The organism is Variovorax sp. PBS-H4, from assembly GCF_901827205.1.
Lineage (GTDB): Bacteria > Pseudomonadota > Gammaproteobacteria > Burkholderiales > Burkholderiaceae_C > Variovorax.
In genome coordinates this window covers 535,758-548,299 of sequence record NZ_LR594675.1, presented here as the reverse complement: position 1 = coordinate 548,299, position 12,542 = coordinate 535,758, and the positions used below count along the sequence as shown (strand labels likewise).

12 protein-coding genes are annotated in these 12,542 nt (G+C 69.9%); all 12 read left to right on the top strand.

Annotated features, from left to right (window positions below):
* The first annotated feature begins 5 nt into the window (after window positions 1-5).
* On the top strand, window positions 6-467 hold the full coding sequence (locus E5CHR_RS02580) for a phage tail protein (protein WP_162578238.1): 462 nt from the start codon (window positions 6-8) through the stop codon (window positions 465-467).
* A gap of 9 nt (window positions 468-476) precedes the next feature.
* Window positions 477-2,060, top strand: a complete 1,584-nt coding sequence (locus tag E5CHR_RS02575; protein WP_162578237.1) for a phage tail sheath subtilisin-like domain-containing protein — start codon at window positions 477-479, stop codon at window positions 2,058-2,060.
* A complete protein-coding gene (locus tag E5CHR_RS02570) occupies window positions 2,057-2,578 on the top strand; it encodes a phage tail protein (RefSeq protein WP_162578236.1) in 522 nt (173 codons plus the stop codon). Before E5CHR_RS02575 ends, E5CHR_RS02570 begins: the two co-directional genes overlap by 4 nt.
* Window positions 2,578-2,760: a putative phage tail protein gene (locus E5CHR_RS02565; protein WP_162578235.1), complete on the top strand. Its 183-nt coding sequence runs from the start codon at window positions 2,578-2,580 to the stop codon at window positions 2,758-2,760. The genes E5CHR_RS02570 and E5CHR_RS02565 overlap by 1 nt, the downstream gene beginning before the upstream one ends.
* Complete coding sequence (locus tag E5CHR_RS02560) at window positions 2,757-3,413, top strand: CIS tube protein (RefSeq protein ID WP_162578234.1); 657 nt, start codon at window positions 2,757-2,759, stop codon at window positions 3,411-3,413. The genes E5CHR_RS02565 and E5CHR_RS02560 overlap by 4 nt, the downstream gene beginning before the upstream one ends.
* Window positions 3,413-4,555, top strand: coding sequence for a phage late control D family protein (locus E5CHR_RS02555; RefSeq protein WP_162578233.1), 1,143 nt, complete (start codon window positions 3,413-3,415; stop codon window positions 4,553-4,555). The genes E5CHR_RS02560 and E5CHR_RS02555 overlap by 1 nt, the downstream gene beginning before the upstream one ends.
* Window positions 4,552-5,118, top strand: a complete 567-nt coding sequence (locus tag E5CHR_RS02550; protein WP_162578232.1) for a phage baseplate assembly protein V — start codon at window positions 4,552-4,554, stop codon at window positions 5,116-5,118. The genes E5CHR_RS02555 and E5CHR_RS02550 overlap by 4 nt, the downstream gene beginning before the upstream one ends.
* A gap of 7 nt (window positions 5,119-5,125) precedes the next feature.
* On the top strand, window positions 5,126-5,887 hold the full coding sequence (locus E5CHR_RS02545) for a hypothetical protein (RefSeq protein WP_162578231.1): 762 nt from the start codon (window positions 5,126-5,128) through the stop codon (window positions 5,885-5,887).
* Window positions 5,884-6,291 (top strand): GPW/gp25 family protein, encoded by a 408-nt coding sequence (locus E5CHR_RS02540; protein WP_162578230.1) that lies wholly within the window; start codon window positions 5,884-5,886, stop codon window positions 6,289-6,291. Before E5CHR_RS02545 ends, E5CHR_RS02540 begins: the two co-directional genes overlap by 4 nt.
* On the top strand, window positions 6,288-8,480 hold the full coding sequence (locus E5CHR_RS02535; RefSeq protein WP_162578229.1) for a putative baseplate assembly protein: 2,193 nt from the start codon (window positions 6,288-6,290) through the stop codon (window positions 8,478-8,480). The genes E5CHR_RS02540 and E5CHR_RS02535 overlap by 4 nt, the downstream gene beginning before the upstream one ends.
* Before the next feature lie 61 nt (window positions 8,481-8,541).
* Window positions 8,542-10,563: a putative baseplate assembly protein gene (locus tag E5CHR_RS02530; RefSeq protein WP_162578228.1), complete on the top strand. Its 2,022-nt coding sequence runs from the start codon at window positions 8,542-8,544 to the stop codon at window positions 10,561-10,563.
* A complete protein-coding gene (locus tag E5CHR_RS02525) occupies window positions 10,560-12,539 on the top strand; it encodes a phage tail protein (protein ID WP_162578227.1) in 1,980 nt (659 codons plus the stop codon). Before E5CHR_RS02530 ends, E5CHR_RS02525 begins: the two co-directional genes overlap by 4 nt.
* The last annotated feature ends 3 nt before the right edge of the window (window positions 12,540-12,542 follow it).

Here is a 12,542-nt window from a genome sequence, read left to right as displayed (position 1 = left end):
CGCTCATGCCGCCTACCTTTCGTGAAGACCCCTACGGGGGCTACAACTTCGTGGTCATCATCAACGGCGTCTCGGACGACGGCAACGCCGTCAAGGCGGGATGCAGCGAGGTGTCGGGCCTCGAGGCCGAAGTGACCCCCGTCGAGTACCGCAACGGGAACGAAGACATCACCGTTCGCAAGATCCCCGGCCTCAAGAAGTTCATGAACATCACGCTGAAACGCGGCATGACCGGCGACCTCGCGATGTGGAACTGGATCCGCGACGCGATGAAAGGCCAGGTGCGGCGCGCGCAAGGCAGCATCATCATGCACGACGAAAATCACCGCCCGGTGCTGCGCTGGAACTTCACGCGCGCCTGGCCGTGCAAGTACACGGGCCCCGGCTACAACGCGGCCAACAACGAGACTGCGTTCGAGACTGTGGAGATCTGCCACGAAGGCCTGTCCATCGACGGCCAGACCTGATGGATCGCCATGCAGTCTCCGCTCACGCAACCCCCCGGCGTCCGACTGCAGTTCGCGCGCCCGGCCGAAGACACCAATACGCTGCGAACCGACATCGCTGCGTTTGCAGGTCCGACCGAGCGCGGGCCGCAGGGTGAACTGGTGCGTGTCGCGGGCTGGGTCGAATACCTCGCGCGTTTCGGCGAGCCGACGGAGCGCGAGAGCACGCCGCTCGCGTTGCGCGGCTACTTCGAGAACGAAGGCGAAATTGCCTACGTGGTCCGCACGGTCTCCGCCGCGGCGCCCGCGTGGGCCGGCTGGATCGTGGGGGAGCTCGATGCCACCACGCATGCCTGGCTGCCCAGCGCACCTGCCGGCGGCGGCTTCGCGTCGGCGCGCTATCGCATCGAAGCCAGCAGCCCGGGGGCGTGGGCCAACGGCCTCGAAGTGGTCGTGTCCTATCGGCGCTTCGGCGTGCGTGCCACGCCGGAAGTCGACATGGTCATCCGTCCGCGCCGCGGCGCCACGGAGGTGTTGAGCGGCCTGTCGCCGGCCACCCTGGCCGACGACGTGGCGCAGCGTTCCGCACTGATCCGCCTGCGTCCCGAGCCGGGGTGGGTCGCCGCGCCCGCCGCACATGTGGGCCCGCTGAGCAAGACCTGGCCCACCTTGCGCCTGGGCGGCGGCAGCGAGCAGCCGCCGGGGCGCCCCGAATACCAGGCAGCGGTGGAGCTGATGCTGTCCGAACCCGAGGCTGCGATGCTGGCGTTTCCCGACATCGAGTCGATGGCCGCATCGCCCGGGGACCGGGATGCCGTGCTGGCCGCGGCGGTCATCGGCGCCGAGAGCCGCATGGATCGCCAGGTGATCGCCTGCCCTCCGCCGCAGGTGCATCGCACCGAAGAAGTGGCGGGCTGGGTTGCCGCGCAGCGCGACATCCTCGGTGAGCGCGGCGTGCGCACGCTCTCGGTCTACCACCCGCGCGTCGATGTCGACGATCCGTTCGGCGGTGTCATCGCGCCGCTGCGGCGCATCTCCGCCGTCGGCCATGTGGCGGGCGTGGTCAGCCGGCTCGACCGCGAGCGCGGGGCACACCACACGCCGGCCAACGCGCCGCTGCACGGCGCCGTCGACGTCGCCGATCATTTCAGCAACCTCGAGCAGGCGCTGCTCACCGAGACCGGCGCGAATGTGCTGCGCTGCCAGGCCGGCCGCGGCCTGCTGGTGTGGGGCGGCCGGACGCTGTCCGATCCCGAACGCGAGCCGGAGAACCTGTACCTGGCGCACCGCCGCCTGGTCCACCGCCTGGTGCGCGCCATACGCCGGGCGGCCGAGCCGCTGGTGTTCGAGAACAACGGACCGGAGGTGTGGCTCGCGCTGGTGCGCGCGGTCACGACCGTGCTCATGCAGGCCTACCGCGCCGGTGCGCTCAAGGGCGAGCGTCCGAGCCAGGGCTTCAGCGTGGTCTGCGACGAGTCCAACAATCCGCCGGCCTCCGTCGACGGTGGCTTCGTGATCTGCGAGATCCAGATCGCGCCCGCGACACCGATGGAGTTCATCACCCTGCTCATCTCGCTCAGCAGCGACGGCAGGCTGGAGATGGTCGAGCCATGACCGACCTGCTGCCCACCTTCCGCTTCTTCGTCACGCTCGACGCCGCGGATGCCTACCTGCCGGCGCGGCAGGCCCGCCTGTTGCCGAAGGTCGCGGCCGGTGCGTTCCAGAGCGCCACCGGCCTGGGCGCCGACCTCGAGGTCTTGGCCTATCCGGAAGGCGGGATCAACGAATTCGTGCATCAACTCCCGGTGCGCCACAGCTGGAGCCGCATCACGCTCAAGCAGGGCTTCGTGCGCGATCCGATCCTCTGGCAGTGGTATCGGGTCGGCCTCACGCAGTCGCTGGGCGCGCGCCGCGACGGCTCCATCGTGCTGCTGGACCACGCGGGCACGCGCGTCATGGCCTGGGAGTTTCGAGGCGGCCTGGCGGCCAAGTGGCTGGGGCCGGACATGAACGCCATGGAGTCGGGCGTGGTCACCGAGAGCCTGGAGATCGTGCACCAGGGGCTCACGCTGGCCGGCGGCACCTTCGACATCGGGAAGGCCATCGACACCGTCGTGGGGATATTCAGCTGATGATCACCATCGAACATCTCGAGGTCCAGTTCGACGTCGCCGGCGACGACGACGAGGCAGTCTTCGCGCGTTACTTCGCGCGCTACATCGAACAGTGGTCGCGCGCCGAACAGCAGCAGAAGGCGCTGAAGGAACGGCTGCGCAACGACCAGCGCCTCGGCGACGACGGGAGCTACGCATGATCGAGACACCTCTCTCGAGCGCGAAGCAGGGCCCGAAGAAGGTGGTGCTGCAGGTGGTTCGACCGACGGGCGTGCCGCCGATCACGCTCCTGTTCAATCCCACCGAGTACCAGCTGCAGAAGTCCAACAACTTTGCGGAGATTGCCATCCCCGGGCTGGAAACGCCGCCGCTGCAGTACGTGCGCGGCTCGGCGAAGAAGCTGACGGCCGAACTGCTGCTCGACACCTCCGACACGCTCGAGGATGTTCGCAAGCGCACGGACCCGCTGCAGAACCTCATGAAGATCAACGGCGAGCTCCACGCCCCGCCCATCCTGCGCCTGGTCTGGGACGGCCAGGTGTTCCTGGGCGTCGTCGAAAGTCTTGCCGTCACGTTCGTGCTGTTCACGCCGACCGGCGTGCCGCTGCGCGCCAAGATCGGCTTGTCGATGATCGAATACCGAACGGTGGAGGAGCAGGTCGCGGAGACGCCGCGGCATTCGCCGGATGTGGAGAAGAGCCACGTCGTGCGGCGCGGCGACTCGCTGGCCGGCGTTGCGAACCTCGCCTACAACGATCCCACTCAATGGCGCGTCATCGCCGCCGGCAACGGGATCCAGGATCCGCGGCGACTCACGCCGGGCCAGACGCTGCAGATTCCGAGGTTGCGCTGATGGCTGCCACGCTGAAAGCCGGCCTGCCGCACGTGGACTACTACGCGCCGCGCTTCCGCGTGGAGATCGATGGCCAGCAACTCTCGCCGCAAACCAACGGCGACATCCTGACCCTGAGCGTGAAGATGGATCTCCAGCAGATGGCCAGCTTCGACATGACAGTCGCCAACATCGCGAGCTTCCGCAAGGCCCGCGAGGTGTTCAAGTACAGCGATGGCGATCGCTTCGACATCGGCCGCCAGGTGCACATCAAGATGGGCTACGCCGACGACCTGCTGTCGATGATCAACGGACAGATCACCAGCGTGGCGCCGAAGTTTCCACAGGCCGGGTCGCCCACCCTGACCGTCAGCGGGCAGGACGGCATGTTCAAGCTCAAAGACAAGCGGCCCGACGAGTCGGAGTCCATCCAGTACCTCGACAAGCGGGACTCGGAGATCGCGGTGGCCATCGCCGAGCGCAACAAGCTGCGCTGGGTGGTGGACGAGTCGGAGCCGATCCAGCACGAGGTGATCCAGCGCATGACCGACGATGCGACCTTCCTCAAGGAGCGCGCGGCGCGCATCGACTTCGACTGCCACATCGTCACGGATTCGAAGAGCGGCGAAGCCACGCTGTTTTTCGTGAAACCCACGGACGGACGCGAAGGGACCCGCCAGACCTCCTTCGCTTACCGCTGGGGCGAGAACCTGCTGAGCTTCACGCCCACCATCAACCTGTCGGACCAGGTCGCGACCGTGACCGTGCACGGCTGGGATCCCGACACCAAGGTGCCCATCATCGGCAAGGCCGGCCCCGACGACCTGCCGAAACAACCCGATTCGGGCGAAAACGGGCCACAGATCGCGCAGCGCACGCAGGCGGGCAAGCAGGACGTGGTGGTCGACGCGCCGGTCACCAGCCAGGAGGAGGCCACCGTGCTTGCGCGCAGCCTGCTGCTGCGCCGCGCCTACGACTTCGTCACGGCCAGCGGCCAGGTCATCGGCAAGCCGGAGCTGCGTCCCGGCCACAACCTGGAACTCAGCGGGCTCGGCCGCTTCAATGGCTCCTACTACATCACGAGCGTGGAGCACCAGATCGACCACAACGGGTACCTGACCACCTTCGCAGCGCGGCGCATGCTGCACCGGAGACCCGAATGAGCAGCACTGCACGCACGGCACTGCGCACCGACCGGCGATTCTTCGGCGTGGCCGAAGGCCTGGTCGAGGAAGTCCGCAACGACGGCAAGGTGCGCGTCACCTATCCCTGGCTCGACGGCAGCGCCACGCCCGGGCAGCCGCAGATGGTGAGCGAGTGGTGCCGCGTCGCGCAATTCTTCGCCGGCCCCGACCACGGCGCCTTCTTCATGCCACTGAAGGGCAGCGAGGTGCTGCTGGCCTTCATCCACGGCGACATGCGGCGGCCCGTCATCATCGGCGGCCTCTACAACGGCGTCGACCAGCCGCCGGGGACCGGCACCGACCTCGATACGCACGTGCGCCATCTGCGCATCCAGTCGCCCACCGGACATCGCATCAGCATGCTCGACCCGGAGCAGCCGGGTGCTGCGGGCGCCTTGATCATCGAGACCTCGAACGGCAGCTTCATCTCGATGTCGACCACCGGCACGGTGCGCATCAAGGCGCTGGGTGCGCTCGAGATCGAGGGGGCGTCCATCCGCATCAACGGGCGCATCGTCGCGCCATCGATGAATTCCATCTAGGTGACGCGTGGCACAGCTCGACATCCCGGTCCCCGAGTCTCTGCGCGAGGCCCTGAGCGCGCCGATCTGCCTCGACCTCAGCCTGCCTGCGCCGAAGAAGATCAAGATCCAGTTGCCGTCGGGCGCAGCGCTCACCTCGTTGTCCAACATCGGCCAGAACATTCCCAATGACTGCTCGCTGACCTTCAGCCTGATGATGCAGATCATGCCGATGATGGCGAGCATGGAGTGCGTGCTGAAGATCCTGAAGCTGCTCAAGCCGCTCAGCGATGCCGTCACCAGCCCGCCGCCGACGCCCAAGCTCGTCGCGGACATCGGAAAGGCAGTCGCCGATCTCGCACCCTGCTTCCTGATGCTCACGCCCGCCGGGATGATTCCTTTCGTGCGCGACGTGCTGTGCCTGATCCTGAAGGTCCTGAACTGCCTCATCGGGCAGCTGAAGACCATCGGCAATCTTCTGGGCGGGCTGGCGATCACGCTCAAGGACGCGAAGGCCAGCGGCAACGACGAGCTGGTCGCGACGGTCGAGTGCGCGCAGCAGAACGCCATCACCTCGATGGGCCACCTGATGGAGGGGCTCGGCCCGCTGCAGGCCATCATGGATCTTGCGTCGCCGTTCATGAGCATCGCGGGCGTGGCCGAGATCAAGCTGCCCGCCATCGGCAGCGCCTCCAATGTGGAGGGTCTGAACAAGAGCATCGCCCAGCTCGACGACGTGGTGAAGACCATTCAGCAGATCGTCGATGGCCTCGGAGGATGTCCATCATGAGCCGCACCGACTTCCTCGGGCGCGGATGGCGTTTCCCGATCCTGCCCGATGCCTCGGGCGAGCTCGGCTACAGCGAGGGTGCCGAACACATCGAGCATTCGCTGCGGCACATCCTGATGACCACCTTCGGCGAACGCGCCATGCGTCCGGACTTCGGCTGCGAGGCGCCGGACCTCGTGTTCGCCCCGGGCAGCGTGCAGTACCTGCGCCTGCTCGAGCTGTCGGTACGCAATGCGATCCGCGACTTCGAGCCGCGCGTGGAGCTCGAATTCGCGACGGCGGAGCTGGATCCCGAGGAGCAGAACCACGTCGCGGTGCGCATCGGCTACCGCATCCGCGGCGCGAACTCGCGCGGCAACCTGGTGTTCCCGTTCTACCTCGGTGTCGACGAGGGGCCGACATGACGCTGCCCGCACTCCAGCTCGACGACCTGACATGGACGGGCATGGTCGATGCGATCCGCGCGCGCATCGTCGCCAACTCGCGTGGGCAGTGGACGATGCATGGCCCGTCGGACACCGGCGTCGCTCTGCTGGAGCTGTTTGCCTACCTGTTCGAGCAGCGGATCTATTGGCTGGACCAGGTCCATGGGCCGCTGGCGCGTGCCTTGCTCGCGCTCATGGACGATGCGCCGCGGCCGACGCAGGCGGCTCGCACGGTGCTCGCGTTCCCGGCACCGGAGGATGCAGCGCCCACGCGCATCGACGCCGGCACCCTGTTCACCACTGCGCTCGGTGCCAGCGTGCTGCCGATGACCACCCTCGAGCCGCTCGATGTGCTGCCGGTGCATGACGAGCAGGCCGATTCGCCTGAACGGCGCCCGCGCCTGTCCTTGTCGGTGGATGGGCGCGACCGCAGCGCACAGCTCGATACCCTGCGCACGGTGCCCTTGCTCGGCAGCGACGGCGGCCCCGGCAGCTTCGAAGTGGCGCTGTGGCTGGAGCGCCCCATCGATGCCGCAGAACGCGATGGCAGCTTCACGTTGCTGATCGAGCTCGATGTGCCCGAGGCCTGCGCGCCGGAATGGGCGCCGCGCGCGACGGATTCGCTGTGGTTCGCTCGCACGCCGGGCGAGGGACATGCGCCGTTGCCGGCGGAACAGGTCATGGAAGGCACCTGCGGGCTCGTGCCGGCCATCGCCCCGGACGCGACCCGACCACATCCCTGGCTGGGCGACATCTCGGCCCAATGGGCGATGGACCCGTTGCGGGTCGGCCCGCCGGCGGTGCTGGCCTTCTCATACAGCACGGGCACCGGGGCCTGGAAAGCGCTGCCGGCCGGCGCGCTGGTCGACGGCACGGGTGGCCTGCGGCGCTCCGGGCTCTGGCGCATCCGCATCCCGGCCGACTGGGCACCGTCCGGCGCTACCGTGGACGGCCTGGTGCCGTACGCGCTGCGCATCGACTGCAAGGAGGCTGACTATGCGTCGCCGCCGGTGCTCGTGCGCATGGTGCCCAACGTGGCCGTGGCGAGCCAGGTGCAAAGCGTACGGCCCGATGGCGCGCTCATCGAGCCGCAGCTCGACGGCTGGCTCAAGCTCCCCGGCCAGCAGCTCGCGCTGGACCGCAGCCTTTCCGAGCCCATCGAAGAATCGGTGCAGCTCGAACTGCGCGAGGGCGATGGCGAATGGCGCCGCTGGCAGGGCACCGACGACCTGTACCGGCACGGCCCCGCGGACCGCGTGTTCGTCGTCGACCGGCCGCGCAAGCTGCTGCGCTTCGGCAACGGCCTGACCGGCCGCATCCCGGTGCTGGCGGCCGCCGATGCCCAGCCCCGCGCGCGGCTCTGCTATATCGCCGGCGGCGACCTGGCCGGGAACGTGGCCCCGCAGGCATGGTCGTCGGCTGCGACGCCGCTGGCGCCGGTCAACACCGTGCGGGCGGTCGGCGGCTTGCCGGCCGAGAGCTTCGCGGAAGCGAATGCACGCGTGGCGCGCGATCTGCAGCGTGTCGAACGCGCGGTCACCGCGCGCGACCATGAAGCGCTGGCGCTGAGCACACCGGGCATCGCCATCGCGCGTGCCTTCGCGGCCGTCGGACTCAACCCGGGCTTTCCGTGCCAGCCGCTCGGCGGCGTGACCACGGTGTTCGTCGTGCCCGATGTGCCGCGCAGTACCGATCCCGCGAGCTCGGAGATCGGCGTGCCCGCGCCGCGCGTGGACCCCGGGGCGCTGCGCGCCGTGGGCGAGCGCCTCGAGGCCCGCCGGCTGCTTACGCACGAGGTCTACGTGCGGCCGGCGAGCTATCGGGCCGTGTTCGTCCAGGTCGAGATGCAGGGTGTGGTGCTCGACGAGGCAGGCCTCACCGCTGCGATCCGCGCGCGGCTGACGCGCCACATGGACCCGCTGGTGGGCGGCGACGAGGGCGGCGGCTGGCCGTTCGGCGACGCGCTGCGGCCGACCGCCCTGATGCAACAGGCGCAGGCCCTGCTGCCCGCCGGGGTCGCCGTCACCCGCGTGGCGATCGCGCTCGACGAACCGGAGCAATTCGAAGATTGCCGCGACGTGCCGATCCGGCCTTACGAGCTGGTCTATCTCGCGGAGTTGACGACGCGCTTCGAGCGTGCGCCCCTGGCGCAAGGGGGACTGCGATGAGCACCGTGCCGGGCCGTCCCAAGCAAGCTCGCACCGCAGTGCGGAGCACGGAGGTTGCCTTATGAGCACCGCCTGGTGGGGCCGGGAGGCCCTGAGCCGCACGCCGACGGGTCCGCTCGATCCGCCACAGCTCGCGCAGCCCGGCCGCGCCAGCGTGCGTGCCGCGGTCGAAGCGCGCATCGCGGCGTTCACGCCCGAATGGCGGCGCCGCACGCCCGGCGATGCGGGCGATGCGCTGCTGAGCCTGCACGGCGAACTCGCCGAGCCGTTGCTCGAGCGGCTCAATCGCATGCCGGACAAGGCCTTCCGCGAGTACCTGCGCGCCGCCGGCGTCGCCGCCATGCCGGCGCGGCCCGCGCGCGCCACGCTCGCCTTCACGGTGGCGGATGCGGCGCCGGGCAGCGCACTCATCCCGCCGGGATTCCAGGTCTCCGCGCCGGCGGCTGACGGCTCCGGCGGGCGTGTCGTCTTCGAGACCGAAAGCGCGCTCTACGCCGCGCCCGGGAAGATCGCATCGACCTTCGTGCAGGACGGCAGCCGCTTCTTCGACGTGCCACTGACCGGGACGGACCCGGCCGCGAGCCACCTGGTCTTCGGGAGCGCGCCGCGTCCGGGCGCGGCGCTGCTCATCGGCTTGTCGGGCGCTTCGGCGCCGGGGCCGAACATCACCTTGATGCTTCATCTCACGGCGCGCGTCGGCCCGCCGCCTGCCGCCGTGCACGGAGGTGTCGGCGTGGATGCGGTGGTGGCGCAGCCCATCGTGCGCTGGAGCTTCTTCGACGCCGGCCGCTTCGAGGCCGCGGAGGTCATCAGGGACGCGTCGCGCGGTCTGCTGCAAAGCGGCCTGGTGGAACTGCGCTGCCCTCGCAGTTGGCGCACGGGCATACCCGCGGGCGTGACGGTGCCGAAGCCGCTGCGGTGGCTGCGCGTGCAGCTCGTGGCCGGCGCGTTCGCGTCCCCGCCGGCGCTGGCGTTCATCGAACTCAACGCGGTGACGGCGCTCGCCGCGCGCACCGTGCGCGGCGAAGTTCTCGACTACGTGCCGGACAGCGATGGCCGGCGCATGCGCGTGACCCAGCGCCCGGTGCTGCCCGGTTCGTTGCGGCTCACGGTCGACGAAGGCGCGATCGGCACCGAAGCCGGCACCGGCGCCGGCGCGCAGCCCTGGCGAGACATCGAGGACCTCGATGCCTATGGTCCCGACGATCGGGTCTTCGAGCTCGACGAGGCGACCGGCGAGCTGCAGTTCGGCGACGGCATGCACGGCATGCTGCTGCCGCGCGGCATTCGCCACGTCGTCGCGCAGCGCTACCAGGTGGCCACCGGCGATGCCGGCGCGGTGGCAGCCAACCAGGTCACCAGCCTCATGTCTTCGGTCCCGTTCGTGACCAAGGTCGGCAACGCGCTGCCTGCCAGCGGCGGGCACGATGCGATGTCGGTGTCGGAAGCCTCGCGCCTCGGCCCGCAGCAGTTGCGTGCCCGCGGCCGTGCGGTGACGGTCGCGGACTACGAGCTCGAGTCGTTCGCGGCGCAGGGCTCCGACGTGTCGCGCGCCCACGCCGTGGGCGGCACGCACGCGGGGCTGGAGAACGCGCGCGTGCCCGGAACCGTCAGCGTCTACCTGCTGGGGCCGAGGGCGGCATCGACGCCGCCGTATCCGAGCCAGGCCAGCCTCGATGCCGTGTCCAGGCATCTGTCCACCCAGGTGGCCCCGGCCGGCGTCGAAGTGGTCGCGGCCGCGCCGCGTTTCCACGAGGTCAGCGTGCGCGCGACGCTGGCCGTCGCCGCGAACGCGGATTTCGGCGAAGTGCTGCGCGCGACCCTGCGCGAACTGGATGCCTATCTCGATCCGCTCACCGGCGGCGCAGACGGGCGCGGCTGGCCGTTCGGCGGCGTCATCCGGTATGCGGCGCTGGTGCGGCACGTGATCGCCCATGTGCCGGGGCTGGTGGCGTTGTCCACGCTCAATCTGACAGTCGACGGCGAGGTGCTCGGCGCCTGCAGCGACTTCACGCCACGGCCGAACAGCCTCTTGTGGCCGCTGCCGCACGAACTGCGCGTGGTCGAGGGAGTGCGATCATGAGCTGCCTTCCGATGGCGGCGACCTTCCGGCTGCTCGACCCGCTCGTCGGCTGGGACGCCGACAGCGTCGAGGGCATCGGCGGGCTCGATCTCGACAGCGGCCTGCAGCTCGCCTTCATCGGCGGCGCCGGTGGCATCGTGCCTGCCGACGACGTGAGCGCATGGCTGGCGCCGGCGGCGCTCGCGCGCGGCTGCGCACCGTGCGAATGGTTGCTCGTGACGCCGTGCCCACCGCAGTCGCGGCTGCTGCGCAAGGATGTCTGTTCGCCGTGCTTCGCCGAGGCGGACCCGGGCGCCGTGGGCATCCTGGGCTGTGCCGTGGCGGTGGCGACCGCCGGGCGCCACGTCGCGGTTGCCGACACGGGGGAGGACGCGGTGTTCCTGTTCGCCGACCACGGCCGCCGGCTGGTCACGCGGGTCGCCTTCGTGCACCCTGGGCCGATCACCTCCGCGCCCTGGCAGGAATGGCTTGTCATCGATTCGGCGAACAAGCGGGTCGCGTGTCTCGATCTCGCGGGCTTTGCACGCGGGCATCTGCCGCTGGCGCTGCCCGGCCCGGTCGATCGCATGGCGGTGGACAGCGAGGAACGCATCTGGCTCGCGGTCGAGGAAGCCCCGGCGGATGGGCGCGCACAGGTCAGCCTGTGGGTCGCCGCGCGCTTCGACGCCGCATTCACGCGGGCGACCCTGGACGAGCTGCAGCGCGCCTTCGAGCCCAACGGCATCACGGTGACGAGCCCTCGCGGGTTCTGCCTCGCGGGGCAGGAGGCGGCCTGCGGACCCTGCTTTTCCTGGTTCGGTCGCGAGCTGGACCCGCCGCTCACGCCCGTCGCACCGAGCGCGCAGTACGTGGCGCAGGGCCAGCTGCTGACGCTGGCCATCGACAGCGGCATCCCGCGCTGCCGCTGGCATCGCGTGCGCTGGGAGGGCAGTCGTCCTGCGGGCACGGCAGTCTCGATCTCGGTTTCGGCCAGCGACGCGCCCTTGCCTGCGGCGCAGGGCGTCGCCGATGGCATCTGGGCCGCGTTCGCACCCGGGCGCCCGCACCCGGGCGACTGGCAGCGCGTGGACGACCAGCGCGATTTCCTGATCCGGCAGGCCCAAGGGCGCTATCTGTTCGTGCGCATCCGGATGACCGGCGACGGCAGGCAGACGCCGCGCATCCGTCGCATGCGGATCGATTTCCCGCGGCAGACGAGCCTCGACCAGCTGCCCCTGGTGTTTCGCGACAGCCCCGAGGCCGAGGACTTCACGGAACGCTTCCTGGCCCTGTTCGACAGCTTCCTCGACGACGTCGATGAACAGATCGCGCGCATGCCGGCGCTGCTGGACGTCGACGGCGTGCCCGACGGCGTGCTGCCCTGGCTCGGCAGCTTCCTCGACATCGCGATGGACCCCGCGTGGGACGCGGCCCGGCGCCGCCGCCTGCTGCAGGCCGCGCCGAAGCTGTACCGCATGCGCGGCACGCTGGATGGCATGCGCGCGGTCATCCGCCTGGTGTTCGACGTGGATCCCGTGATTCGCGAAGCCGGGAACGAACGCGCCTGGGGCGCCCTCGGCGCCGTGGCGCTGGGCGGCGGCACGCGCCTGTTCGGCCCTTCGCAATGGCGCTTCCGGCTCGATCGCTCGCGCCTGGGGCGCGCGCCGCTGCGCAGCGTCGGGCAGGTCGAGCTCGATCCGTTCAGCTCGGTGGCGTACCGATTCGACGTGCTGGTGCCGCTGCGGCTGGACGCGACCCTGCGCCAGCGCATGCAGCAGCTCATCGAGGCGCAGAAGCCGGCGCACACCGTCACCCGGCTGATCGGCAGCCGCGGACAGTTCCTGCTCGGCGGCGAGGTGAGCGTGGGGATCGACACGACGCTTGCACCGTTCGAGCCCAGTGTTCTTGGCGGTGGCGGCAACGTGCGGCTCGGCCGCGCCACCGTTTTGTCCGCGTCGCGCGCTGCGGACGCCGATGCACCGCGCCTCGGTGCCTGAAGC